A 24,639-nucleotide genomic window follows, 5' to 3' on the forward strand; every position below is an offset into this window, starting at 1 on the left:
GGATGGTCAGCGGGAAGGTGCCGTAATGACGGCACTTGATGCCGTGGCGAAGAAGAAGGCCGACGCCTCGGCCGAGCAGCCCCTGCTCCAGTCGGCCGTCTCTTCGTTGCTGTCGTCATGGAGTCCGCCAAGGTCGGCATTCGCATCGAGGTGCTGGCGGCACATCGATTTGGGTCGCGGTGTCTGTGTGCGCTATTCCTCGTCCGGGGGTCCGAAGGCCGCATCGATCGCGCAATTGCCGCTCTGACTGGTCGTACGCGGGTCGTCTTTGCCGGAGCCGGGTTCACCACTCTCGGTGCGCGGCCGAATCTGGTGTGGACGTGCTTCGTAGAGGGTGAGGAATTGGTGCATGGCCAGCGAACTCGTGATCATTCTCGCGCGGTGGTGTCACGGGGCGGGAGGGTGATGGGCGGTGCGGGGTGGAAGGTGACCGGCAGTGCGGTCAACGCTCGGTGGAATGGCCCGGGGCGCCATGCCAATTCCTCAGGCAGGACCCTGAGTTCCATATCCGGTACCGCGTCGAGGAGTTGGTCGATCGCGTCCTGCGCAATGACGTAGGCGATGGTGCGGGCCGGGCATGCGTGCGGTCCGGCGCTCCATGACAGGTGGGAGCGGTTGCCGGTGGGGTCGCCATGGGCGACTTTCGGGTCGGTGTTGCTGGCGGCGAGACTGATCAGTACGGGTTGATGGGCGGGCAGCCAGGTCTGGCCGATGAGGGTGGGTGTGCGGGGGTAAGTGGTACAGAAGTTTGCAATCGGTGGGTCGTGGAACAGCACATCGTCGAGCGCATCCCGGGTGGACAGACTGCCGCCGAGGAGACCGCCACCGAACCGGCCGTCGGTCATCATCAACGCCAGCGTGTTGGTGATCAGGTTCAGTTGTGCTTCACCGCCTGCTCCGTAGAAGCTCATCAGCTGAGCGAGTACCTCGGCTTCGTCGAGGTTTTGGGGGTGGGTCAGTAGCCCGGAGGTGGCGTCGTTACCAGGGTGGTGTTGTTTGAGCGCGATCAGTTCGGTCAGCGCGGTTCGCAGCATCGCCATGCCTTCGGCGGCGCGGATGGTGTCGAAGCGGGCGGCCATTCCCGCGGTGACCTGGGCTCCGATCTCGGGCGGACAACCCATGATCTCGTTGAGGACTGTAACGACGAGTGGACGAGCGTAGTCGGCGACGAGGTCCGCGGCCCCGGTCTCGCAGAAGCTGTTGATGAGCGGGATCGCGATTTCTTCTACGGTCGTGTGCAGGGCGTGGCCGTCGATTGCGTCGACGCTGTCTTTCGACGCTTGTCGGTAGCGCTGGTGGTCGGTGCCGCTGCTGTGGCGGGCTGCCGGGTGCCAGCACATCATCGGCAGCACTGGCGAATCGGCGGGCACTGTGGTCTGCCAGGTGCGGGGGTCGGTGGGAAAGTGGTCGGGATCGTGCAGGATCCGGACTGCGGTCTGGTGGCCCAGGACCAGGGTCGCTGGTACTCCGGGGGCGAGTTCGACCGGTGCCAGATCACCGAACTCCGCACGCATCTCGTGGTAGACGCGGTGCGGATCGGCCGCGAATTCCGGGGAATACAGGGGCACGCGGCGACTGGCCGAATCGTGTGGTGCTGTTTTTGCGACCGGGCCTATGCCCAGAGGCGCCGCAGGCGGATAGGAGATTGATGGCGACGTCGACATGTTCCATTTCTTTGAAGAAGGCCAGTGGCTAGGCGTTTCTTGCGCGTGAATAGCCCAGGGATGGCCGGGAGTGGGGTGCAGCAGGTGAAGCCTGCTTGTCAGGTCAGCGTGTTTCGCAGTGTCGAGAACAGTGCGGGCAGCTCTGCGAGGTGGCGACGGCTGCTGATGTAGCCATCGGGTCGGATCACGCACACCACATCCCGATCGGGCGCACCGTAGATATCGTAGACTCGCCGGGAATCAGCGGGGATGGCGCCGGCCGGCGCGGGCCCGTGATACCCGGGTGGAATGAGAACCACCGTCTCGATCCCGCAGCCGAAGGGCTGTGGGGCTCGCGTGAGCAACGCCGAGATGTCCATGGTGGTGTCGGGGTTTCGGTGGCACACAAGCAGGGTGTGTTCGCCGTGGCGCAGTAGTTCGTGCAGCCGCAGTCGTGGAGTGATTTCGATGTCGGGGGCGCGGTCCCCGGCGGCCAATCCGTCCAGTGACGGTTGCGGCGGTGGGCCCGGATGTCCAGTGTGGCGGTAGCCGAAGGCGATGGCGGAGATGTGGGCAACCGCTCGCTCGGTGAATCCGGCTTCGCGGGCGATCGCCAGACGCTGAGCGACCGGGCGTCCATGGTCCATCAGCACCGAGTGCAGCTCATGGGTACCCGCGATCACCTGCTCGGCGATCGGACGCCGCTCGGCCTCGTAGGTGTCGAGCAGCGTGTCCTGGGCGTGACCGTTGACGACTGCGGCCAGCTTCCAGCCGAGGTTGAACGCATCCTGCATCGAGGTGTTCATGCCCTGCCCGCCGGCCGGCGAGCGCTCGTGCCCGGCGTCCCCGCACACGAAGATGCGGCCGTTGCGGTACCGCGAAGTAATCCGCCGCCGTGTCCGGAACACCGTCGTCCACTGCGGTGTCTCCAACCCGACCGCGCCATGGAAATGCTCGACGAGCACGCTCTGGAACGCTTGCGCGGAAGCATCGACGGTGCGAGCGTTACCGGTCTCGCTGATCAGCACCCGCCACAGTCCGCCCGGTAGCGCGGTTGTCAACAGCATGTGATCGTCGGCGACGCGGTATTCCACTCCCCCGACCTCGAGCGGACGGCCTCGGAGCCGCAGCCCCACATCCATCATCCGCATCGCAGTATCCACATACTCGGTGCGGCTGACTTCCGCACCCAATTTCTCGGCGACGGTGCTGTGCACCCCATCGCAGCCGATCAGCCACTCGGGGTGAACAGTGTTGATATCACCACTGTTCGTATCGCGCACGGTGGCGATCACCTCACCGCCCTGATCGAGGGTCACCGAGACCAACTCGGTATGCCAATCGATTGTCCCGCCCAGGGCTGTGAAGTGCTGGCGCAGGATCTCTTCTGTGTCCTTCTGGCTGATCGTGCGGTAGTAGGGGTAGCGGCTGTCAAGACCGGTGAAGTCCAGTCGCACTTTCTCGCCGAAGCCGTGGAAGTGGTAGTCCATCCACTCGCCCCGCAGGCCCCTGTCCTGGAACTCCTCGACGATCCCGACCTGTTCCAGTAGTTCCAGTGTGCGGGCGTGCACGGTGAACGATCGCGACGTCATGACCGGGGCAGACAGCTTGTCGATCACGCGGCATTCCACACCACGGCGTAGCAGCTCGATGCCGAGGGTCAGCCCGGTCGGGCCGGCGCCCACGATGAGAACAGAAACCCGCGTCGAACGCGAAAAAGGCATAGTTGACAACACTCCAAGCAGATCAGAATGAACGATGTGAGCGTCCGTCCCCCAGCGACAGACGCTCAGTGGGCGCCCCAACGCTCGCACCAGGCACGGGTGGCCTCGACGGCATCCAGGCAGAACGGACTAGAGGTCACCGCAGCGCGGCGAACTACCGACAGAAGGGACGAATTCGCATTGGAGCCGGCATGGGCTTGTAGCCGACGCCGCCCAGCATCAGGCGTTCCTCGGGCGACTGCGCACCAGCCGCCGGCCCCGCTGGCCACCAGTTCTCAAGCTCGGTCAGACCAGGCGCGATGAGTTCAAGCCCCTCGAAATACTCGAGCTGCTGTTCGCGGGTGCGATACCAGCCCGAACCCAATCCCATCTCGGTGAATGCACGCTCCAGGTTCCGCGCCAGCTCATGGAGTGCGGGTTCCTCCTCGGCCGGATCCCAAAAGTTGGTAGCCGCCACGTAGGAACCGTCCGGCAGCCGCTCGATGTACTCACCCATCACCCCGGCCGGTTCCAAACCGTCGTCGAGATGGTGCAGCAACCCGCACACCACCAACCCGACCGGCCAGCCCAGATCCAAATACTGCAGGACATCCTTGTTCCCCAGCAGGGTGTTCTCCGCAAGGAAGTCACCTGAGACGTAATGGGTGTTCTCGTTCTGCTCCAGCAGGACCCGGCCGTGCGCGTTGCACACCGGATCGTTATCGACATACACGACCGTGGCCAGTGTTCCTGCTGAACCACCTCATGGGTGTTACACGCCGTCGGCAATCCCGCTCCGACGTCGAGGATCGGGCCGATGCCGCCTGGACCGGTGAGATAGCGCACTACACGGTGTAACCAACGTCGATTCATGCGGGAGACATCGCCCTGCCGTGGTGCGAACTGCCGGACCTGCTCGAATGCTGCACGATCGACGCTGTAGTTGTCCTTGCCGCCTAGGCTGTAGTCATAGACCCGTGCGATGCTCGGTCTCGTGGTGTCGACTCCGGCCGGGGTGCGAACACAAGTCAGCGGTTGTGGGGACATCAACTCCTCCTCTTCGGCCTTGAGGCGTGCAACCGTCGAAGACGCCCGTCGCGTCAGAGATCAGTGGCGAATACCGCTTCGGCACTTCATATGCCGGATGTCGAAGGAGCCCGGAAGCGGAGTAAGACGACCGTATGGCAGCGAAGTGCAGGCGTGGATCGGGTTATCGGCGGCTTCGATTCGCATATTCGGAGATTCATATATTGTTGTCGGCTTGCCGACTCGGAGTGTTGAATCACACTGAATCGACTGATACTCGGGGGTGCATGCATGTATATGACGACTGGCGAGATCATCCGTCGGATCCGCCGGTCTCTAGGTATGACGCAGGCCGAGATGGGAGCCTTGATCAACTTCTCTCAGCCGGCCGTCTCGGGCCTGGAGAATGGAGGCCCGGCCTCGCACGACGTTCGCGTATTACGTCTTGTGGCCCGAGCTCTGAAGGTTCCGCTTGCCATACTGGTAGTGGAGTCGGATGAGGAGGCGGACGTGGATCGTCGCAATTTCTTCAGAGCAGGCGCACTCGGCGGCGTAGGAGCAGCCATGATAGCTGCGCACCCTGACCAGGCACCGATGGATGGGATCAAGGTCGCCGCCGACGACGTAGCAGAAATCAATGAGAGCGTGCAACAGATCCATGAGCTCGACCTCGTCGTAGGCGGCGACCGGCTGTGCCACCTCGCCACCGGTCAGGTGCGATACGTGCGTCAACTGCTGGATGCCGGCAGCTTCAGCGACAGAGTCGGTGAAGCATTGGCCACAGCAACAGCGGAAACAATGACCGCGGCCGGATGGGTGCACTACGACGCCGACCGCCGGGAGGATGCACGCCGCTTCTACGCCGACGCCGTGCAAACGGCCAACGAAGCAGGCGACGGTGTATCCATTGCGCACGCTCTGATGAACTCGAGCGCCCTCGACCTCGACACGACCAGCATGGTCGCAGAGACCGGTTCGGCTCGACGCTCCCGACCACAGCGGGCCGCGCACCTGGCGCAGGCCGCCCAAGATGCCGCGCGCAGGAAGGGCGGACCCAAAGTACGCGCACTCGCCGCTCTGCGTGAAGCACAGGCTCAGGGAGCGATCGACAAGAAGGCCATGGGGCAAGCCATCGGTAGGGCTTACCGCGCATACGAATCCGGCCGGGGTTTCGACCCTGACTGGGCCTGGCTTCCCGAATCAGAGTTGAACGCTCTGATCGGAATCTCCCACATGTTCGCCGGAGAGTACAAGCAGGCCGAGCGACACCTCAGCACCGCCGTGGACTCAGCCGCGAGCTGGCCACGCGAGCAAGTGGCCTGGCAGCTGTACCTGGCGCATTCCTACCTAGCCGCTGGCGAACCGGCGCAAGCGTGCGGACTACTCAACGACAACGCTGTCACTATCGAGAGCGTGTCCTCCACACGTATGCAACGAGAGCTGGATGCAATTGCTACAGCCGTCCGGCCACATAACACGATTCCCGAGGTCAAAATGTTCCTGACGCCGAGATCGCGGCGCGCATGACATCAGGCCGATTGATCCACCTGAGTTGCCAGCAGGATCGCGTAATGGTTCAAGCACCTGGAACACCACTCGCGCCCGTAGGCACCTTCGCCTCAAAGCTGGATTCTTCTTCGCCGAAACCAACCCGATTGCCCTCAGCTGATACGCCTTATCGACTCAGCGCCGGTGTCGTCGCGTGCCTCTGACCCCGCCCGCGTGTGCGTGTGTAACCTCGAATCCACTGGCGTCCCTGTCCTCTGGGTGTTCGGCTGGACAGTTCGGTCCTTCGAGATCGCCGAGCGAACGGCGGTGTGCGATAAATTGAGTCACGCAGGGCCAAGGACAGGGACCGTCGCACTCGGATAACGGCACATACCTTCTGCCAGTATCCACCTGCCGGTCGGATATAGGGAACTCCGACCGCGCTTACGGCTTACAGCCGACACCTCCATAAAATCCGACTTTAGCGTCCATCACTGCTGGCGGCGGGCTCACGGGGTTGCGCCACCGGTGCGGTGGCACAACCCCCGGAGCGACAAGGTCGAGGCCGTCGAAGAATCGTAGAGTCTCTGCCCGGGTGCGGGGTTGAGGGTCCATACCGCTGGCGCGGTAGACCTGCACTGCCGCGCTGGTCGTGCGGGGAGCGAAATCGGCGGTGCTGTGGCTGAGTACCAGGTAGGAGCCGGGAGCGAGGGCATCGAGCAGGGTCGCCACCGCTGTATACGGATGGTGGCGGTCGCTGATGAAATGCATGACCGAAATCAGCGAAAGCGCGACCGGCTCGTCGAGATCGAGCATCTCATGCAATGTCGGGGCGTGGAGGATCGTTGTGGGTTGGGTGACGTCGGCCTCCAGGATCGCCGTCGCGCCTTGCGAATCGCTGGTCAGCAGGCCGCTGGCCCGGGCCAGTACGCCCGGGTCGTTGTCGACATAGACGATCTTGGCTTCGGGTGTCACAGCCTGGGCGATCTGGTGGAGGTTCGGTTCGGCGGGGATGCCGCTTCCGATGTCGAGGAACTGCCGGATTCCGTGTTCGGCGAGGTAGGCGATGGTGCGGTGCATAACTCCCTGTTGACGCGTGCCATGGTCCGCACGGTCGGAGTGACCTTCTCCACCTCAGCGGCCGCGACGCGATCGACCTCGTCGGATCCGGTGCCGCCGAGAAAATAGTGGTAGAGCCGCCCGGGATGGGTCTGAGCCGGCGCGGTGTGGGGGATATGGGACATGACTGCTCCTTCGAGGTGGCGGGTTGAGGGGGTTTGAAGTTGCCGGTGATCAGCGAGAAGGCTCGCTGTGGCAGAGGGTGGGCCAAAGCGGGCTCCGCCGAGGGGTGTTGGTCAGGTGAGGGCGCGGAAGTCGGGGGCGAAGCCGAGATGGTGCACTGGTGTGCTGGCGCCGGGGATGGTGAACCAGTTGTCCGGGACGGGTGCGGCTGGGAGGCCGGGAAGGTCTGTGTGGTGGTCGGGTGTGCAGCGGTGCAGGGGGCCGTTGGCCGCGTCGAGGATGTAGCGCATGTGGGGGTCGATGTGGCGGACGATCAGGGTGGAGATTGCGGTGTGGTCGTCGCTGGTGGCTGCTGCTTCGAAGGCGATGTGGAGTCCGGCGAAACGGACGGCGACGGCGTGGTGGTGCCACCATCGGAGGCACCAGGTGAATTGGCCTTCACGCTGGTTGGCGGCGACGCGTACGGCGGTGACGGGCAGGAGCCAGTCCTCGACGAAGTCGCGATAGTGGCCGAATCGCTTCTTCGACTGCTTTCCTTGGGGTGATGGCGTTCTCGTGGCCGCAGCGGCGGTGAACCAGCCTGCGGGTACGGGCGCGAACGGTAGTGACGGTGTGCTGATGTGCTGCGTGCGGGTGCAGCGGTGTAGGGGGCCGTTGGCGGCGTCGAGGATGTGGCGCAGATGGGGATCGATGTGGTTGAGCACGAGGTTGCTGAAAGCGGTGCCGCTGCGGCTGCGGCGGGTGGCTTCGAACGCGCGGTGCAGGTGGGCGATCCGGACGGCGACGGGGCGGTGGGCCCACCATTGAGCGCACCAGGTGTGGGTGTTCTCGCGGTGGGCTTCGGCCAGTCGGAGGGTGATGAAGGGGAACAGCCAGTCTTCGGCGAAGTCGACGAAGTGGGAGTACCTCGGCGGCGTCGGCGGGAGCGCGGGTGTAGTAGGGGCGTTCATGAGGGGTCCTCCGGTGAGGGTGGTGAGGTGGTGGGGAGTTCGAGCGGCGCGACTGCGGCTTTGGCGAAGCGGGCCAGGGAGGCGTGGATGATTGGCGCGTATTCGGTGTGTTGCCACCAGACTTTGCGGACCAGAACGGGGCCGTGGCCTGGGAGGCGGACCAGGGCTCGGTCTTTGGGGAGGGCGGCGAGGAGGGCGATGTCGAGGATGGGTTCGGGCCGCCAGGTCAGGGTGCGGTTGACTCCGCCGGCGCCGTGGCTGCGGGAGCGGTCGGCCACGTCGTGCTGGCCGGTCATCGCCTGCCAATGTTCGAGGTAGCCGGTGTCGGCGATGCCCCCGCCGTAGACCTCGATGGATTGGGCGCGCATCGTTTTCAGCCCGTGGGCGCCCCAGAGGTCTTCGCCTTGTTCGAGGACCTGGAGGATGGTCATCAGGATGATTCCGCAGCCGCCGGCGTAGGTGTAGTAGGAGGGGAGTTCGCCGATGCGGGCGCAGTTGGCGGCCTCGTCCAGTACCGCCAGCAGCGGCACGGCGAGGCGTCCGTCGGGGCGGGCGCGGGCGGTATTCAGTGCGGCTTCTAATATTTGGCCGACCAGCGCGGAGGTCAGTGGCGTCGCGCCGTCGGGGCCCGCCATCGACAGCGCGTACAGGGTGTCGGTCGAGGTCACGAATTCTGTGGGTTTGAATTCCGGCAGCGTGTGGGTCGCGCCCGTTTCCTCGTTGGCCTCGAGCTTGGTGGTCATGGTGCCGCTGCTGTCGGTGGCCGGTACCTCGCTGACGCGAAGTATCTTGCGGTGGGGTGGGGTGACCATACGTGCGTAGCCTTCGTCGGAGGTGACGTTGAGGAACCTTCGGGCCATGTCGTAGAGCCCATCTCTTTGCCGGGCGTAGAGGGCTTGGGCTTCGAGGATCCGTTCGGCCGGCCGTGGGTGTTTGTAGTGGCGCAGGATCAACGCCGGGGTTTGGTCTTGGTCGCGGCCCAGCCATTCGGCGACGTGGAGCAGGTCGCCTCCCACGCAGGCCGCCGCGAATGCGTAAAGGCTCAATAGTTCTTGGGCTCCGCCGTCGAAGTAGGAGTCGACCTTGGCGTTGGCGGCTTGTGCCGCGGTCCCGGTGGCAGCGGAGACGAAGAACGAGGTCAGTTTCCGCGCGGCCGGCAGCGCGTCGACTTGGGCGAGCAGATCCACCCAGAATCCGCACTCCGCCTTCCCGGTGACTGCTTGCAGGTCGGAAAGCCAGATCTGGCCGCGTTGTTCGCGCCCGAACATGGTGTGCCTGAAGAGATCTGGTTTGTTCGAGGTGGCCAGGCACGGTCCCCATGCGGCCAGCACGGCGGGGATTGCCCATGCCATTGTTTTGCCGCTACGGGTGCCTGCGGCGATGGTGACGCCGAGTTCGGTGGGGACATGCAGCGCGACGCCTGCTGTCACTGTGACACCGAGTGGTGGGCCGGGGGCGGCGCGGATTTCAGCGGGGGCGTTGTGCAGGAGTCGCTGGTTGGCGCGGATGTTGTCTTCGCGGCGCGCCAGCCGGATCTCGCTGGGGCGTTGCATGGTGCGTGCCGCGGCGTCGATCTCCGAGCTGGTTCGCAATGCCCGCCACACCCAGCTGCCGCCAGCGGCGCCCACGGTAGTGAGCAGGGCGAGTATGACCGTGGCCTGCCAGGGCCAGCGGCGGCGCCCGGCTGCGAGGTCGAGCAGGGCAGTGATCGGGTGATGACCGGTCCCCGACAGTCCCGCCCACCACGACCCGAGCGTCAGCGCCATCCCGGCAGCCAGTCCCAGGGCGACGAGCACTATTGCGATCAGCAGTAGTGTGGTCTCCTCCCCCATACCGCGTTTGGTCCGGCGGCGGGTTTCGCGTGCGGAGAACATGGTCGCGTTACCTAGAACAGCTCGGCGCTGTGCTCAGCAGTGACCGGGCTGGCGTCGAGATGGTCTGCCTCCAGCTCCCAGTCGCCGGCACGTTGCCCGGTTGGACCGACTACCGCAGCGATCGCCGCGTCGACGCCGTTTCCTGTGAATTCGTCACCGATCGGTAGGTCGTCGGCCGGCACGTCGATTTCACCGCCTGACGCGGCCACCGCGGGTGACGCAGAGTTGGTGTGCTGTATCCCGGCGTGCACGGCGTCGTCGCGTTCATGTGCCAGGTGCGCGACACGGGCGGGCGGCGGGTGCCGGGGCTGTTCGTGCCAGTGCGCGCCGGTGAGGCCGGCCTGGTAGGTCTGGTCGATCTCGGATGAGGATGCACCGGCTCGTGCGGCGTCCCTGCGCGCGGTCCGCGCCGCGGCGAGTAACTGTTCCAGCCGCAGAATCTGCCTGCCGGGCGGGCTGTCCGTGCTCCAATCGTCGGCCAGCCGACTGTGCGCAGCGGTGGCGTCCTGCAACCTCCGCAACGCATCGACACGCTGGTCTAGCTGCTGTAGCTCGTCCGCTGTGGGAGCTTCTGTGGCGGGGTCGAGGAAGCCCGGACCGAAGGCGCGGCGGAGCAGCGATCCCGGCTCGGCCTCGACCACCACATGCGGGCCGGGTGCACGTGCTGCGCTGTGGGCAGCGTCTTGCTCGGAACCGGTGATCGGTTCGGGGCCGTGCCCGGTGATGTCGCAGGCCTGCACGAAGGTGCGCCAGGTCATGTCGTCGATCGGGAGGCCGCCGAGCTGACGGGATCGTGCGACGCGGTCGAAGGCGCGTTGGGTGGCGTGTGGGCGCGCTTCCCACCCGGCGACCGCACCCTGAAGCTGATACCACACCGTGCGCCAGGTGCGGTTTTCGTGGTGAGCCCATCGGTCGGCGAGGGCGCTCGCGTCCCGGTACATCCGGATTGTGTCGGCTGGGGTTTCGCCGTAGGCGGCGATCAGGCGTAGCTGGTAGTGGTGGGTGAAGTCGGCGCGCAGTTGGGCCTCGGTCGCCGATTCGGCGTCGACATAGTAGGCCGGGTCGGTGCGGGTCGGGGGTTGGGCAGGCCAGGTCACGACTCGGCCCCCGTCCCGCGAGCGGTGTCGCTGTCGCGGGAGGCTTCAGGCGTGGATTCCTCGACGGGCTTCCACAGCTCCGGTGTGGTGTCGACGTCGGGTAGGGCTGATCCGATGGCCGAGTCGATAGCGGAACCGGGTACACGATCTCCAAAGCGGGCGCCGGGTGCTGGATCCGCTTCGGGATCGGTGAGCGGCGTCAGGCCTTGGGGTAGTTCTGGCAGGACGGTCAGGGACTGGCCGAGTTCCCATTCCGCAGCGCTGAGCGTGTCCCAGATCGACCGGATGTAGTTGTCGGTGTGGGCGAGTTCCTCGGCTTGCCGGGCGACCGTGGACTCGGCGGCCGCTGTGCGTTCGACCATGCTGGACAACAGCTTCTTCTGCAGATGCAGGTTCTCCTGGACGTGGGCGAGTTCGTCGGTGAGCTGCTCGATACGACCCAGCCACCGATGCGCCGGAGCCTCCATCCACGTAGCGCCGCCGGCGCCGGCGGCTTCGGCCGCGGCGATATCGTCGGCGGCGACGCCGGCGTCGCGCGCGAGGGTCCGTGCTTCGGTCAGCGCGGTATCCAGGCCGGTCGTGTCGAGCTTGCGGACCGTTGTCCTGCCGGTTCCTTGACGGCCGGCCTGGGAGCGGACGGCGGCGAGGTTTTGTACCTCCCGTAGCCGGGCGGCGTGCCGTGCGTCTTCCAGCGCGCGGGCACCGTAGTCGGCGGTGACGGGACCGGTGCGCATGTCGTGCGGCAATGTCCCGATGCGGCGCATTTCCCGGAGCGCGGACAGGAGTTGGCGGGTCTTCTCCGGGGTCGGCGTATTGTGGCCGGTTGGTCGTTGTGGGGAGTCGGTAGGTGGTGTGGGGTTGTCGTGGTTGTTGTCGGACATCGCGCTATGCCTTCGTCGTGCCGCAACGGCCGGAATCGGCGGGTCGCGAGCTACGGGTGTGGATGTCCCTGGCAGAAAGGTTCGGTGAGCGCAGCTGTACCCGTAGCCGGTCACCGACAGAACGCAGTGTTATCGGTGGGTTCAGGGGTCGGCGCCGACGTCTCTATCCGGGGCAGGGTCCCTCGGCTCGGGGCTGATCTCGGCGGGGCCGGCCATCCAGGTTTGTTCGCCCGGTAGCGCGGCCTGCACTGCTTCGGCGATCACAGCAGGTTCGGATCCGCGTGAAGCGACAGGAGCGGTTTGGCTGGAGAAGATTTCGGTGTGCAGGGTGGCGGTGGCGGCGTCGATCATCATCTCCGGGGTCGGGGGTGTGAAGCCGGGTGCTGCTCGTTGCAGGTCGGGGACGTAGGGGGGTGTGGCCAGCTCGGCGCTGGGTCTGCTGTAGGTGTGCCATTCGGCAGCCAGGTCCAGGTCGCTGGTGTGTTGGTGGGCTGCGGCGTGCCAGTACCGCATGCTTATGGCTCCCGGACCCCATAGGGCGGCCGCTTCTGCATCGGTGACTCGCAGGGTGTGGGCGAGTGCGGTGATGCGCTGGGATCGCAGAAGCATGTTGGTGTGGAACGCGCGCTGTGCTGTCGGTCCGGCGTGCAACTCGGTGTGGCCGAGGGCGGCGCGGTGCGCGCGGATGGCGTGCAGGCTGGCCATCCGTTCCAGATGCCACAGGTCGACGCCGAGCATGTCGAGGTAGAACTCCTGCATCGGCCCGGCGCGGTCGATCCCGTCGCGTACCGGTGGTTGCTGCGGCGGTGCGAGCCCGAAAAGGCCTCGCTGGCGGGCGTCGTCGACCTCGCTCGGGTGCACACCCGCGGTGACCGCGACTTGCTCGGCATGTTCGCGGGCGGCTTCGAGCACATCCAGATGCGCGCGCCATCCCTCCTCCGGCTCCGAACCGACATCGTGGCCTGCATAGTTCTGCGGGCCTTGGGCGTAGATGCGGGCGTACTCACCGGCCAAGCGGTGGATCCGGCGCAGTAGCTGTGCCTGCCAATCCCCCACCGTCATCGGCGGGCGCTGTTCGGGTGATGTCATGGCGTGAACCTCCAGTACCCAGGTGTTCCGGTGAACGAGGCAGGGGACGCGGGCCGCTGTCCGTCGTCGAGCGGGGTGGTCATGGCTCGGCCCCGAGATCGACTGCGGCCGAGTCCGCAGCGGTGATGGGGGCTGGGTCCGTCGCGGCGAGCGGCTTCGACGATGTGGTGAGACCTGCGGAATCGATTGCTGCACTGATGCGGGCGCCGTCGTGTACGGCAGTCTTGATGGTGGGATCGACGGTTGTCGGCGAGGGGGCGCTGGGTAGGGCGATGCTGACGTGGTCGACCATCTGGTCCGGCGACAGTGGTAGTTGCCGGGCGATGTCGTCATGGGTGATACCCGCTGCCTGCATGACCATGATCGGCATGGCCAGTGGCGTGAAGTCGCGGGTGTGTATGTCCTGCCAGCGCTTTGCCAGTGCCGTGTCGTCGAGGGCGTCGAGTGTGGCGGCGACGGCACTTGTCCATTGCTGAGGGCCGGGCTGCCAGCACTGCTGGCGTTCCTCGCGGGTCAGGGCCAGGACGTGCCCGATCGCGCCAACGCGTTGCCAGGTGATCCCGATGACTTGACGCACCTTCGCCACGGTCTCGGGTTGTGCGCCGACGCGGCGGGGGTAGGCCACTGCGGCGGCGGTCATCTCCTGCAGGTCTCGGATGCGGGCGGTGTGGGCGGTGAGCAGTTCACCGCGCGCGGGATGTTTACCGGTCAGCATCTGCTGCTGCGGGTGCCAGCGCTGCCCCTGGCCGCCGGCGACCCGGGCATAGTCGATCCATGCTCTCGGGATACCGATGGCCACCGCGACAGCCTCGATCTGTTCACCCGCTGCGTCACCGGTCGCGATTTGCGCGGCCAGCATCGGCGTGCGGCGGGTCTGGCTCCGTTTCTCAGCAGTGTCGAACGCCAGATTTTGCACCGCCCGCAACAGCTGCCCTTGGAAAGCGGTCGGGGTGTACACGAGCGCACCTCACATCCCCAGCCCGCTACCCGGCCCCGTCCTCGACGGGCTGTCCAACGCCGGCGAAAGTTCCTGGGCCTCGGTCCACGTCAGCGCTTCCGCCGCAGCAGCCTCCAGCCCCGGTCCAGGTTCGGATCCGAGACGCCCACTAGAAGGCTGTTGATCCAAGGCGTGAAGAGCGTCGGTGGCGGATTCGATGAGTTGGTAGGGCGTGGGTGGCGCGGTCCCGATGCGCACGGCGTGATCGATGTGGAAGGGGTCGGGGCCACCGAGCCGGCGCAGGGTGTCCTCGATCTCCGGTGAGGCGAAACGGTGGAGCCGTTGACGAAGACCGGTGTCGTCGTAGCCGCGCACGAGCTGGGCCAGGGGCAGCCACCGGGCAGGGTCGCGTGTCCACAGATCGGTAGCATCGGCCACCGTGAGGCCGGCGAAGTCGATGCCTTCGGTGATCCCGTACCACGAGGCGGTCATGGCGCGCTCGACATCGCGGAGCAGCTCGAGGTCCTGCACGATCTGACGGGCGTCGGTGCGATAGCTGTATTCGACCAGGACAAGGCTCGTGTGCTCGAGGTGCCATACTTGGTCGGCCAGCGCGTCGATCATGGTTTCGCCGATCAGGGCATCGACATTTTTGCGCAATCGATATTTCGGGAAAGACGGTCCGCCGCGTTCCCCTGCCCTAGCATGCTCGATCGCAGCGTTCGGTATTCCTGCCGCGGCCGCGCGGGCCTCAAGCTCACAGCGATAGCGCTGTAACGCCGTCACGTCCGTGCTGACCTTCTGGCTGGTCGATCCGGTGCTGGTGGGGTCGCCGCGCCCCAGGTAGGCGCTGTCTGTATCCACTGTGTGGGCCAGGTCGGCGGTGTGGGCGACGCTGTCCCGGATGCGGCCGAGCAACCGAAGCTTCCAGCCGGACATGTCGTCGAGTTCGGGGGACGGGACGCTCATCGTGATCCTTCCGGTTCGGTGGCTTGATGGGGCGAGAAGCTCACAGGTCCGGCTCGGCTTCCGGGTCTGGAGTGGTGGTTGGTCGCTCCTGGCCAGGTGCGGGCTCGGGATGGTCGGTCCATACCGGGTGGTGGTGTGACTCCGTGGAGGACCTGAGGGTGAGTAGGGCTTCGGTGGCAGCTTCCGACAGCGGGACCGGCCGTGGGGGTGCGGTCGCGGCGCGAAGAGCCTGCAGGATGCGGTCGGCGCGGCCGGTGGCAGGCAAGTGCTCTCCGAGCTCGAGCGCGGCATACCCGTGCAGGCGAGCATGCAGTTCCGTGTCGTCGTAGTCGTGGATCAGGGTTGCGCAGTGCCGCCAGCCCCGCTCGTCCAGACTCCATAGGTCTTTCGCCTGGTCGATATCGAGGCCGGCGGAGGCGATGTCGTCGGTGACCGACGCCCACAGGGCGTCCATGTTGTGGCTCAGCTTTGTGATCGTCGTGAAGTTTTCGCGGATGTCGTGGTCGGAGGACCGGATGTCGTATTCGGCCAGTACCAGCGCCATGTGGCGCAACCGCCAGACCTGATCGGCCAGCACATCCATCGGCCCCGTCGACGACGGCCCGGAGCTCATCATTTCGCCGGGGCCGTCGGCCCTTGTCTGTCGTTGCGCACAGCCGGCTGCGCGCGCCGAGTCGATTGCCGCCTCAGAGAGTCCCGCCGCAGCGGCCCTGGTTTCCAACTCGCGGCCCACAGCAATTCCGGTGTACGTGGTTGCCGGGTCATGAGGTCGGTCCGCCGGTGATCGACCGGTTGTAGGGCCGGGGGCTCCGTCTTCGGCCGTCGACGTCGCCTGGTCGGCGTAGTGGTCGTGGATCCGGTCCAGCAGCCGCAGCTTCCATCCGGCCACGGCGTGTGCCGGCAATCGGGTGCTCATTGCCCGGGCTCCGGCTCGACGGTCGGCGCAGACACCAGCTCTGGTGGCAGGTCGTCGTCAATGGCGGTCGTGTATTCGATCGACGCGTCGAGGCCGGCGTCTGCCACAGCAGCCTCGATCCGCTCGCCCCACCTGTATTCGGGTTCGGGGTCTCGGTCAATGAGGCCCATCGGCAGGAGGTGGGTGGCGAAGCTGAGTTCTGCGGTGAGACCGGCGATCTCGCGCAGCGACACCCGACTCTGCTTCGTTCCCGTAGCAGTCGTTGAGCTGGCCTTGCGAATGAATTCGCGGGCATCGGCGCCGGTGTCCTCGACGAAACGTCCATGGAAGGCTTCGGAGTCGCGGGCCTGGCGTGTCGACATCTCTGCTGAGGCGTCGGCGGCGGCGAATGCTGCCGCCGAGGACGCTGTGACCGCAGCGCCTGGGCCAGTCTGTTCGGCCAGGGTCTCGGTGAACACTGCCGCGCGGCGCCGGATATCGATCAGCAGCTGTTTGTATTCGACGTCCAACTCATGAAGTTCCACCGCGCGGTGCTCCCGGTTCGTATAACCGGCGATCTGATTGTCGTGAAGGATCTGTTGGTGCTCGCGGTCGAGGTCTCCGGCGCGGTCGCGGCGCTCGAGGTCCTTGTCCGCGCGCTCGATCTGTCCTTCGAGACGTCGCTGCTCGAGGCTGTGCAGTTCACCGCCACGAAAGATGCGGGCACGCACCTCGTCGACGCGGGCTTGGTTGAGCTGCCGATCCCAGTACCTCGCTTCCAATTCCTTACCGACGCGCACCTGGTGTTCGACGACCGAACGCCCTTCCTTTGCCGCGCTGGTCGCGAGCCGCTGCTCATGCTCCGCCCGCGACCGAGACTCCCCTCCCCAACGACCCATCAGAGCCTGAGTGGTGTGCGCGGTCTGCATGGCCTGCACAAAACCGGTCCGCAGCGCCTGCCCGCTTTCCTCGACAGGATCCCCGGCGTTCACGACGCCACCCCCAAGCGCGACAGCCGCCAACCGGTAGTCGCCGCGGTACGTCTTGCAGCGGTGTGCACCACCAACTCGACCGGTGCAGCCGCCCTCGCCTGCCACAACTCGACCACCACGATCCGCTGGACGGTGGTGGCCGTGTCAGGCGGGTGGTCATCGACAGCGACTCGGACCGACTGGACACAGCTGCGCTCCGGAGCCGGCGGTGCCCACATCGACACTGCATCCTGCGCTGCCCGGTCATATGTCGGCTCGATCAACGGACGCGCGGCGTGAAACGCCTGTGTCGGACCCCCGTATCGGGCGTAGTCGAAAATCGTCCTGACGGCGGCCTCGAGAACAGCGACCGGATGACAGGTATCGAGGTTCTCGTATGGCGGTTCGAGTTGATCGGTCTGGCACTCTCGTACACGGGTGTGGGGTTGTTGCACGCTCGTGCACCCTGTCGCTACGAGAGAGAAGGTCACCAGTACCAAGGGCAACAGGGTGCCGAGAGGGTGAATCCGAGCGCAGACCTCCAAACCATGGCCTCGTGATGCCGATCGGCTGGTGCTTGCCGGCTTGAGATGCGGCGTGCTCGGGTATTGGTCGCGGCGGTCTTCGGGAAGGATTGTCGGTTGTGACAAGCAGTGGCTACCGGCCATGGCTTACTCCTCGAGAAATGGGGCGGGTCGGCATCGCGGAGGCCAGGGGCGAGGTGTTCGCGTGCGCGTCTGGCGTCGTCGGTGTGCTGTAGCGGCGCACGTCCATGCGTTCGCCCTCCCAGCCCGACAACGGGGCCACGGTGACGGTTTCACCGGTTTGGGGTGCGTGCAGTAGCAGGTCGCGGCCCGTCTCGTCGCGGCCGTAGTAGATACCGACATGATGGGAATCCGTATCGCCCGGGGCGGTGAAGAAGATGAGGTCCCCCGGTGCGCGGTCGGTGAACGGCACTACCTGTGCGGTGGGGTGGTCTTGCTGGGCCTGGGTGTAGTGCGGGAGTCGGATCTGTCCACCCGAGGCGTGATAGATCGCATACAAGGTCAGCCCGGAGCAATCGAACCCACCGGACGTGGGGCCGTGTACGTCTCCACCGCCCCACACATACGGGGTACCGATCCAGCGGGCAGCCTGGTCGATCACCGCCTGCCCGAACCCGGTCGCCTCCGTATTCAGCGGTGTACCGGATCCGTTCGCCCCACAGCCCGCTGCGGGGCTTCCGGCCGGAGTGCGTGGCATCGAGGCCGGATCGAGGTCGGCGAACATCGCATACAGGCGCTGCGCCAGAGCCAGGTGCTGGTTGTAGGCAGCCGGTTCCGAGCGCTCGATCGCCTGCGCCAGTTCCGGCGCGGACATCCTCTCCGCGGACGACAGTTGTTCGGCCTGGTCGTAGAACCAGTTGATCTGATGAGCCGGGGTCATCAGCGTCGCGATCCCGACCCGCCCCCAGACACTGACCCGCATCTGGTGCGGTCCGACCGAGTCGTGATCGTCGCCGACCCCGTCGTTGGCGTAACCCAGAGATTCCGGCACGTTCGAGTTGGCCAAATTCCGGAAGCTGGATTCGGTGGCCTGGGCGGCGAGCTCAGCAACGATCACTTTCTCGGGCATGCCGCGCTGCAGGCCGATCGCGACCCCGTCACGTGCCAACCGCAACTGTGCCTGCGACAACCCCTCCACACGATCACTGGAGGCACCCTGCTCAGCGCTGCCCGCAGCAGACGAAGTGGCTGCACACGATAATCCGGGATCTGCGCTGACGAGCAGCATGATCAACAGCAGCAGCACCACAAGGCCCGACCCAGCCGCCATCTCCATGGCTTTCGCGCTACCCATGACCAGCAGCCCCTCGGCCCGGAAGGTGATCGAATCGGCGGTTGGTGTTGTGCACATCGGCCGCGCGTTCACTGGCGGTGAAGGTGAGCCGAAACGGGATCCCCGGTTCTTCGGCTTCCCCGCTCTTGAGCAGAAAACACCCGGTCCCAGGCGGGGTATCGCGGCGAGCCGGGTCGAGATCGTCGTCGCTGGGTGGGCGCGGCGCCGCCCACGACGTGAGCAGCAGCTTTTCGGTCTCGGTGATGCCCACCGCGGCCCGCAGCCGATCGACCTCCTCGGGTCCGACCGGGCCGATGATCTTCGCGCGAGCACGCTCGAAAAAGCCCAGTGCTTTGGCCTGCGAGGCCGGGGAATCGAAGGCAGAAAGGTCCTTGATGGTGTGGCTGCACATGAGCAGCCCTACACCGATCTGGCGATGTAAGCGGGTCAGTGCGTCGACGCGGTCGACCATGAAATCCCCCACCCCGAGCACCCGCCAGATCTCGTCCATCACCACCTCGAACGTGCGGTGCTGAGCCAGCCCGGCATCGGCGAGTGCGTGAGCGGCAGCGACCGCGCCGAATCCGTCGGACCAGCACACCATCAGCACCGCCGCCAGCAGCTTCGTGTCCCCTTCCGGGATACGGGACACATCCACACACACCGCCGGAGCATCCAGATCCACCCGGACGGTGGTGGGGCGGTTGAAGACCGCGCCGAACGGTCCCTCCACCAGGGCACGCAGTGAACGGCGCAGTGTTTTCGTCGCGGTCCTGTAGGACGCCTCGTCGTCTTCTTCGGCGAATTCTCGGAGTCGGTGCCCACCGTCGCCGATCACCGCGAGTAGATCCGACAGCAGCGGCGCCTGCACGTAGGTGAAACCACCCGCCGAGCTGTAGAGTTCACGCAGTCCGGCGGAGATAAGCACTTCTTCGTAGTCAGCCACCCGGGATCCCCGCACCAGCTCGATCAGGCCGGCGACGATGGTGACTTGGCCGGCTTCGACCCGGGCAGCGACGCGACGTTGCTGATCCGGGTCGGCCAGGCGATCGACTACCGCACCCAGCGCACCGACATCAAGAGGGTTGAGGCTGCCATACCCGTAACCGAGGTCGATGACCTGGCCGCCGAGACGACACACCAGATCGCGGTAGTCCGGTTTGGTGTCCCCCATGCACAGCACCGTCTCCCCTGCCGCGACCGCACCGGTCACGATCCTGCGGATCAACGACGACTTCCCGAAACCGTTGAGTGCCAGTACAAAAGCAATCGGCGCGGTGATGAAACCACGCAGAAACCAACTCATCGGATCGAAATGCACCGGCGCACCGGTGATGTAATGCGAACCCACCGGAGTCCCGACGACCGGGGCACTCGCCCCCACAGCGAAAGGCCACAGGCCCGCCACCTGCACAGTGGTGGCACGCCATTCCGGCGTCGCCGCCACCACCGCGGCCCGGCCCCCACCCAAACCCCGATAGCCGCGATCCGAGGACGTGGACAGAGGACGCTCGACGCCGCAGTCCTCGCCACGTCCAGCCCGGCGGGCGGCCGTGGCGCGCCGGTGATCATCACTGGAGAGCTGCAGTCGTGCCCACCACCCCCGCACGCCACCGCGGCCGGCCGCGGCCTCAACACGCGCCCGGGCCTGAGCAGTGAGCACAGCGATCCCGAAGACACTTTCGGTGCGGGCCGGCTGAAGTGGCTTCTGTGGCGAGACCTGGCGCGGATTCATGCCGACACCTGCCTCGAGATCGACACATGCTCGGGCAGGATCAACCCGATACCCAGGGAAGCAGCAAACGCAGCCGCTTGACTGCCATAGCAACGGCGCACTGATAGCCGTGACGCCGCCGCCATCCCCTTGACCGACGCTTCGATTCCCGGCAGGTCCGCATCAAGGTGGTCGGTGACCGTGACCAGCAACCCGAACCGGGTCAGACCCGCACCCCGGGCTTGTTCTTCGCGAGCGGCTTGAGTGTTGGCCACCCGAATCCGCGCCGACGCGGTAGCGATCCCTCGTTCGGTCTGCTCAGCTGCGACCGCATCCCGGAAATCGGAATCCACCAACTGGGTCGCCTCGGCCGCCGAGTGAAGCCGATAGACGATCGCCACCCGCTTGCGCGGCACATCCGGCCTCGGTCGCAGCAGCTCCGCGAGCACCGTCTCCATCACCGCGCCCCTCGGCGCCGCATCCATCTCCCAGGTAATCGACCGCGCCCCGTCATGGACGTAGTGATCCCAACGGTCCTCATGCGCAATCGGGCCTACCGAATCCCACGACTGTGAATCGGTGATATCCGCGGCAGCAGCCTCGACATCACGTTGGGACGCCAGGTCGTATCGGGTACGCACCAAGCCCAGCACTTCCCACGCCTGCAACGGTGTCGCCGCCAAACCCGCTCGCGCGAGCTGCGACAACACCCCCTGGAGCCGTTGCCCGATCTCCCGGGCCTGCTCGGCTTCATCACCCCGGATCCGTCCACGTCCGATTGCGCGGTAGGTGATCGCGACCCGCGCCTCGATCCGCACCCCTACCCCACCTGTATCCGCGGCGGCTTCCCGCATCACCGCACGCGCGAACTCTGGCGCCTCCGGCCGGATCAGACGCGCAACTTCCTGGGACTGCTTCAGGCGTGTCTCGACAACGTTGTCCAGCACAGAGGTGACAGTGACAACTTCACCGCTGCGGCTCTGAGCGGCCAGAAAATCACCGTAGGCCTGCACCCACGCGTCGATCTGAGCTTGATCAACCAGCTCTTTACCGCGCGGAATGACCCGTACGATCACCGTGTAACGCCCGCTTCGCCGAACGGTGACCATCGCGAACCGTCGCCCGCCCGGCGTTTCGTACTCTGTTAGCCGCGAATCCGCTAAAAGGCCGGGTAGTTTCGCCACGCCAGGGATGCGGGCGAAGCGACCGGACCTGTACACCTGCTCGCCCCGAGAACGCGCCACGGCGAACTGGACCCGCAGCGCCGCAGTCTCCCAGCCGGTGCGGCCGTTGCGCACCACAGCCATCGGCACAAACACAGCCGCCGACACCATCAGCGCCACACCCGCCACCACCATCGACCGGGTCACGGTGAAGACGACCATCACCGCGATGATCAGACCGAGTCCGAGAAGCGACACACCCCACGTCAAACCGAAGAAGCCCGCAGAGCGCGGACGCTCCCACCGGCCATACATCCGCGCGGTCACCGCCGCACCACCCCCGGGCCTAACGCGTCCGGATCCGGTGGCACAGACGACTCCACCTGACGATCCAGCGCCGACGACCCCTCCTTCGCCAAATCGACGCCGGCCTTGGCAACCATCGCGGCCGCCGCAGCTCCGCTCCCGGTACTGGCGCGAGACGCCGCCCCGCCGCCGCTAGTCGATCTTTTCGACGCACCAACGGAGCTGGAGCCTCGAGATGGTGACGGACCGACCTGCCCGGCCCGAGCGTCAGCTGGCTTCGAAGAACTACCCCCGCCCTCGGGCATCGGGCGGCCACCGCTTGAAGAGCCGGACAAACCAGATGCCGCACCCTGCTCTCGGGGAGCACTCGCAGCGTTATCGCCCTCGCCGACCTTCCGAGCACTGGATCGGTTACCGATTGCTGACATTGCAACACCGGCCGCCCCGCCTGCCAGAACTGAGGACGCCCCGCCACCACTACCCAGCGCTGCCACAGCAGGTGCTATCAGCCGGATTAACGCTGGCAATGCCACCACCGACAAGACCAGCAGAATTAGCCCCAGCAAGACCAACTGTGGGTCGTCGTGATCATGGCCGGCGATGGTAAATGCGACCGCATAGATCAGCGCACCAACGGGCTTCCACAATGTGAAAGCGAGCGACCACGCCACAAGGCGCTTGTAGGCTTGTGAGCCTGGGCCAGTGCCGGAGGCTGCCGCCGCGATAGGTATCACTGCTACCACTACGAGCAGCAGCGCCTGCCGAACAACCAGCATTACCAACTGGATCAGCATGCTGATAACGCCCAAAAGTCCGATAACAACGAGCAGCCCCGGGCCCAGATCCACCAGCCCATAGGCGTCGAGGGCGGTGATCTCGACAATCAGCGAATACACGTCACCGCGGGCGGCATCGAAAAGGACCCAAGTAGCGAATTCATCTCCGGCGCGCGTACCTGCTGTAATCACCGCCGCAAACGCCATCGCCCCGAATACTGCACGCCCGAGCATCAAAAGTGCTTCTTGTGCCTCCCCAGCAACACCTCCACGCTTCGCAAGGGCCAGCCGAGCGCCAGCGAAAAGGACCCCGGCCGTCAAAAACAGCACTTGAAGCCCGCTCGTGTAACCTCTGATCTGCGACAGAACCGCGTTCATACCGTTGGAAGACAACTCTGGCGAAGGAAACTCGACCCACCACCCCAGAGCTAAGCGCAGGCTGTCGCCAAATCCGGTGATGAACTGTTCCGCCATGCTGTCCAGGGCTGATTCGCCGAGGCGGGATGCTCCCTCTTGGATCGCTCGACAGGCCAAAGCCGGCGGAACAGGAAGATCGCACGGGTTCGGTATCGGGAGCTGAGCGTGCTGAGCTTCACTCACGCGGGCCAGCGCCGTCATGGTCATCCCTGCCGCCTCCATTGCCCGAATCCAGCTAGGGACAAAACTCGTTCTCCTGGCCCCCAGAGACTGTTGAGGTCTGCTGGTGTTCGCACAAGCCAGTCACCCTCGACCCACGCCATGGGCCAGGTGGCGATGCCGTACCCGTCATCGGTTCGAGCAGCGACTTGAACGACGGCGAAGTCGTCGCGGTAGCCGGGTTGGATCCGGACGCCGTCGGGGACAGTGACATAGCGGCCGGGGTCGGCGATGCCGGCGCGGGAGCGGGCGAATCGGTCGATGAGGCGATCGGTGTCGCCGTAGTAGCGGGCACGTACGACGTGTTGCCAGGTCCCGTCGGGAGCAGCGAGGGCGCGTCCCAACGCGTCCAAGGCTGCCAGCGCGGCGCCGCGGGGCGTACGGGCGAACCCTGAGGCGATGCCGTCGTGGATGCGCGTGGGGCCGTCGCTGGCCGATACCGGTAGGGCAGCCCCGCCCCATCCCCGCTGCCATTGCAGCCCCTCAGGTGCCGCGGTGAGGTAGTCGGGGTGGCCCGGGTCGAACGTCGGGCCGGGTCGTTGGGGCAGCACGGCACCGGAGGGTGAGGCGGGGACTTCGAGTCGGTTGCCGAACAGGTCGGTCGTGGGCGGTTCCGCGGAAGTAGTGGAAGAGGCCGCTGGGTAATGCGTTTCGGTGGCCGAGACGGTGCTGTGGTCTGTGGGGGGATCCTGGTCGCCATCATCGTGGGCGACGGTGAGGACGAAGACCGTGATGGCGACTGCGGCCAAGATAACGAGCAGGAGGGTCAGCAGCTGCTGAGATCTCATCGGGGAAGCTCCTATCGCGGAGTGAGCGCAACCATGTCGTGCGGGGGCAAGGTCAGGACGCGGACCGGGCTGGTCGCCGGGTTGTGGGGCAGCTCGAGCCGCCAGTCCTCTGCGTGCCAGCGGACGTGGCTGGTGTTGTCGGTCAGGGAGTTGTCCGGGTGCAGGGTGTAGATGTCGAGGTCGGCTATGTCCGGGGTGTAGCCGGTGATGCGGTAGCCGAGGATCGCGGGGGGATCGACGGTGATCGGGGTGGTGATCGAGATCTGGGCGCGGGCGGTGGCCCAGGTGTCACGTCCAGGCCCGGGGGCGAGCATGTGCTGCACGACTGCGCTCCACTGGGAGTCGGTGGCCACCGACATGCGGACGGTGGCGTGGATCGCGGCGAGTGCGGCGCCGGCCGGGGAGCGGTCGAACCCGGCGGCGACCGCGCCGTCGATATGGGTCGGCCCCTGCTGGGCTCTGGGCAACCGGACCCCTTGGAATGCCTCCCAGCGCAGCTCGCTCGGCTTCGTCGCCGGCGCCGACGGCGTCACTGTGGTCTGGGTGTGGTGGGGGGTGGTTTCGCAGCCGGCGACGAGGGCTGCGGCGAGGCACCCGAGCACCGCGAGTGTCATTGGTGGGCGTCGGCGTTTGGATGCGCGGTGCCGTGTGTTGAGCGTGGTGGGCACGGGTG

20 protein-coding genes and 2 pseudogenes are annotated in these 24,639 nt (G+C 66.0%); 1 reads left to right on the plus strand and 21 read right to left on the minus strand.

From position 1 onward, the window contains the following. Positions 1 to 192 precede the first annotated feature (192 nt). The 5 genes and pseudogenes from ACWCPQ_RS25115 to ACWCPQ_RS25135 all read right to left on the minus strand — a co-directional run. A complete protein-coding gene (locus ACWCPQ_RS25115) occupies positions 193 to 372 on the minus strand; it encodes a hypothetical protein (protein ID WP_449903015.1) in 180 nt (59 codons plus the stop codon). Beyond that, positions 369 to 1,664 carry a cytochrome P450 gene (locus tag ACWCPQ_RS25120; protein WP_449903085.1) on the minus strand — a complete coding sequence of 432 codons (1,296 nt, stop codon included), beginning with the start codon at positions 1,662 to 1,664 and terminating at the stop codon, positions 369 to 371. The genes ACWCPQ_RS25115 and ACWCPQ_RS25120 overlap by 4 nt, the downstream gene beginning before the upstream one ends. Before the next feature lie 98 nt (positions 1,665 to 1,762). Continuing rightward, a complete protein-coding gene (locus ACWCPQ_RS25125; RefSeq protein ID WP_449903017.1) occupies positions 1,763 to 3,367 on the minus strand; it encodes an FAD-dependent monooxygenase in 1,605 nt (534 codons plus the stop codon). Positions 3,368 to 3,521: 154 nt separating this feature from the next. Continuing rightward, positions 3,522 to 4,079, minus strand: a complete 558-nt coding sequence (locus ACWCPQ_RS25130) for an SAM-dependent methyltransferase (RefSeq protein ID WP_449903019.1) — start codon at positions 4,077 to 4,079, stop codon at positions 3,522 to 3,524. Between the two features lie 77 nt (positions 4,080 to 4,156). Next, positions 4,157 to 4,393 (minus strand): annotated as a pseudogene (locus ACWCPQ_RS25135) (SAM-dependent methyltransferase); the annotation flags it as partial. A 276-nt stretch (positions 4,394 to 4,669) separates the two neighbouring features. Between ACWCPQ_RS25135 and ACWCPQ_RS25140 the strand changes: the two are divergent. Next, positions 4,670 to 5,899 carry a helix-turn-helix domain-containing protein gene (locus ACWCPQ_RS25140; protein ID WP_449903020.1) on the plus strand — a complete coding sequence of 410 codons (1,230 nt, stop codon included), beginning with the start codon at positions 4,670 to 4,672 and terminating at the stop codon, positions 5,897 to 5,899. A gap of 405 nt (positions 5,900 to 6,304) precedes the next feature. On the opposite strand, the pseudogene ACWCPQ_RS25145 reads toward ACWCPQ_RS25140, so the two are convergent. The 16 genes and pseudogenes from ACWCPQ_RS25145 to ACWCPQ_RS25220 all read right to left on the minus strand — a co-directional run bounded on the left by ACWCPQ_RS25145 (position 6,305) and on the right by ACWCPQ_RS25220 (position 24,634). Further along, a pseudogene (locus tag ACWCPQ_RS25145) lies at positions 6,305 to 7,104 on the minus strand (SAM-dependent methyltransferase). A 111-nt stretch (positions 7,105 to 7,215) separates the two neighbouring features. After that, positions 7,216 to 8,052, minus strand: a complete 837-nt coding sequence (locus ACWCPQ_RS25150; protein ID WP_449903022.1) for a DUF4913 domain-containing protein — start codon at positions 8,050 to 8,052, stop codon at positions 7,216 to 7,218. Next, complete coding sequence (locus tag ACWCPQ_RS25155; protein WP_449903025.1) at positions 8,049 to 9,926, minus strand: type IV secretory system conjugative DNA transfer family protein; 1,878 nt, start codon at positions 9,924 to 9,926, stop codon at positions 8,049 to 8,051. Before ACWCPQ_RS25155 ends, ACWCPQ_RS25150 begins: the two co-directional genes overlap by 4 nt. A gap of 11 nt (positions 9,927 to 9,937) precedes the next feature. Next, a complete protein-coding gene (locus tag ACWCPQ_RS25160; RefSeq protein WP_449903028.1) occupies positions 9,938 to 11,023 on the minus strand; it encodes a hypothetical protein in 1,086 nt (361 codons plus the stop codon). Continuing rightward, positions 11,020 to 11,904 carry a hypothetical protein gene (locus ACWCPQ_RS25165; protein ID WP_449903030.1) on the minus strand — a complete coding sequence of 295 codons (885 nt, stop codon included), beginning with the start codon at positions 11,902 to 11,904 and terminating at the stop codon, positions 11,020 to 11,022. Before ACWCPQ_RS25165 ends, ACWCPQ_RS25160 begins: the two co-directional genes overlap by 4 nt. 141 nt (positions 11,905 to 12,045) lie before the next feature. Next, entirely contained in the window at positions 12,046 to 12,993 is a 948-nt protein-coding gene (locus ACWCPQ_RS25170) for a hypothetical protein (RefSeq protein ID WP_449903033.1), read from the minus strand. Positions 12,994 to 13,072: 79 nt separating this feature from the next. After that, positions 13,073 to 13,951, minus strand: coding sequence for a hypothetical protein (locus tag ACWCPQ_RS25175; RefSeq protein WP_449903036.1), 879 nt, complete (start codon positions 13,949 to 13,951; stop codon positions 13,073 to 13,075). 9 nt (positions 13,952 to 13,960) lie between these two features. Next, positions 13,961 to 14,869, minus strand: a complete 909-nt coding sequence (locus tag ACWCPQ_RS25180) for a hypothetical protein (protein WP_449903038.1) — start codon at positions 14,867 to 14,869, stop codon at positions 13,961 to 13,963. A gap of 70 nt (positions 14,870 to 14,939) precedes the next feature. Further along, complete coding sequence (locus ACWCPQ_RS25185) at positions 14,940 to 15,815, minus strand: hypothetical protein (RefSeq protein ID WP_449903040.1); 876 nt, start codon at positions 15,813 to 15,815, stop codon at positions 14,940 to 14,942. Beyond that, positions 15,812 to 16,786, minus strand: a complete 975-nt coding sequence (locus ACWCPQ_RS25190; RefSeq protein ID WP_449903041.1) for a hypothetical protein — start codon at positions 16,784 to 16,786, stop codon at positions 15,812 to 15,814. Before ACWCPQ_RS25190 ends, ACWCPQ_RS25185 begins: the two co-directional genes overlap by 4 nt. A 636-nt stretch (positions 16,787 to 17,422) precedes the next feature. Next, on the minus strand, positions 17,423 to 18,661 hold the full coding sequence (locus ACWCPQ_RS25195) for a C40 family peptidase (protein ID WP_449903044.1): 1,239 nt from the start codon (positions 18,659 to 18,661) through the stop codon (positions 17,423 to 17,425). Further along, positions 18,597 to 20,318, minus strand: a complete 1,722-nt coding sequence (locus ACWCPQ_RS25200) for a hypothetical protein (protein ID WP_449903046.1) — start codon at positions 20,316 to 20,318, stop codon at positions 18,597 to 18,599. Before ACWCPQ_RS25200 ends, ACWCPQ_RS25195 begins: the two co-directional genes overlap by 65 nt. Continuing rightward, positions 20,315 to 21,787 carry an SCO6880 family protein gene (locus ACWCPQ_RS25205; RefSeq protein ID WP_449903048.1) on the minus strand — a complete coding sequence of 491 codons (1,473 nt, stop codon included), beginning with the start codon at positions 21,785 to 21,787 and terminating at the stop codon, positions 20,315 to 20,317. The genes ACWCPQ_RS25200 and ACWCPQ_RS25205 overlap by 4 nt, the downstream gene beginning before the upstream one ends. After that, positions 21,784 to 23,166 (minus strand): hypothetical protein, encoded by a 1,383-nt coding sequence (locus ACWCPQ_RS25210; protein WP_449903050.1) that lies wholly within the window; start codon positions 23,164 to 23,166, stop codon positions 21,784 to 21,786. The genes ACWCPQ_RS25205 and ACWCPQ_RS25210 overlap by 4 nt, the downstream gene beginning before the upstream one ends. Further along, entirely contained in the window at positions 23,163 to 23,966 is an 804-nt protein-coding gene (locus ACWCPQ_RS25215; RefSeq protein ID WP_449903052.1) for a hypothetical protein, read from the minus strand. Before ACWCPQ_RS25215 ends, ACWCPQ_RS25210 begins: the two co-directional genes overlap by 4 nt. Positions 23,967 to 23,977: 11 nt before the next feature. Further along, the gene (locus ACWCPQ_RS25220; RefSeq protein WP_449903054.1) at positions 23,978 to 24,634 is read right to left on the minus strand and encodes a hypothetical protein; all 657 of its coding nucleotides are present in this window, start codon (positions 24,632 to 24,634) and stop codon (positions 23,978 to 23,980) included. Between the last annotated feature and the right edge of the window lie 5 nt (positions 24,635 to 24,639).

The sequence above is a fragment of the Nocardia sp. NPDC001965 genome (assembly GCF_053594175.1).

Excerpts from the sequence above, each read along its gene's own strand:
- ACWCPQ_RS25115 (WP_449903015.1), bottom strand. The coding sequence starts at position 372 with ATGATCACGAGTTCGCTGGCCATGCACCAATTCCTCACCCTCTACGAA.
- ACWCPQ_RS25120 (WP_449903085.1), bottom strand. The coding sequence starts at position 1,664 with ATGTCGACGTCGCCATCAATCTCCTATCCGCCTGCGGCGCCTCTGGGC.
- ACWCPQ_RS25125 (WP_449903017.1), bottom strand. The coding sequence starts at position 3,367 with ATGCCTTTTTCGCGTTCGACGCGGGTTTCTGTTCTCATCGTGGGCGCC.
- ACWCPQ_RS25140 (WP_449903020.1), top strand. The coding sequence starts at position 4,670 with ATGACGACTGGCGAGATCATCCGTCGGATCCGCCGGTCTCTAGGTATG.
- ACWCPQ_RS25150 (WP_449903022.1), bottom strand. The coding sequence starts at position 8,052 with ATGAACGCCCCTACTACACCCGCGCTCCCGCCGACGCCGCCGAGGTAC.
- ACWCPQ_RS25155 (WP_449903025.1), bottom strand. The coding sequence starts at position 9,926 with ATGTTCTCCGCACGCGAAACCCGCCGCCGGACCAAACGCGGTATGGGG.
- ACWCPQ_RS25165 (WP_449903030.1), bottom strand. The coding sequence starts at position 11,904 with ATGTCCGACAACAACCACGACAACCCCACACCACCTACCGACTCCCCA.
- ACWCPQ_RS25170 (WP_449903033.1), bottom strand. The coding sequence starts at position 12,993 with ATGACATCACCCGAACAGCGCCCGCCGATGACGGTGGGGGATTGGCAG.
- ACWCPQ_RS25180 (WP_449903038.1), bottom strand. The coding sequence starts at position 14,869 with ATGTCCGGCTGGAAGCTTCGGTTGCTCGGCCGCATCCGGGACAGCGTC.
- ACWCPQ_RS25185 (WP_449903040.1), bottom strand. The coding sequence starts at position 15,815 with ATGAGCACCCGATTGCCGGCACACGCCGTGGCCGGATGGAAGCTGCGG.
- ACWCPQ_RS25195 (WP_449903044.1), bottom strand. The coding sequence starts at position 18,661 with ATGTGCACAACACCAACCGCCGATTCGATCACCTTCCGGGCCGAGGGG.
- ACWCPQ_RS25200 (WP_449903046.1), bottom strand. The coding sequence starts at position 20,318 with ATGAATCCGCGCCAGGTCTCGCCACAGAAGCCACTTCAGCCGGCCCGC.
- ACWCPQ_RS25210 (WP_449903050.1), bottom strand. The coding sequence starts at position 23,166 with ATGACCATGACGGCGCTGGCCCGCGTGAGTGAAGCTCAGCACGCTCAG.
- ACWCPQ_RS25215 (WP_449903052.1), bottom strand. The coding sequence starts at position 23,966 with ATGAGATCTCAGCAGCTGCTGACCCTCCTGCTCGTTATCTTGGCCGCA.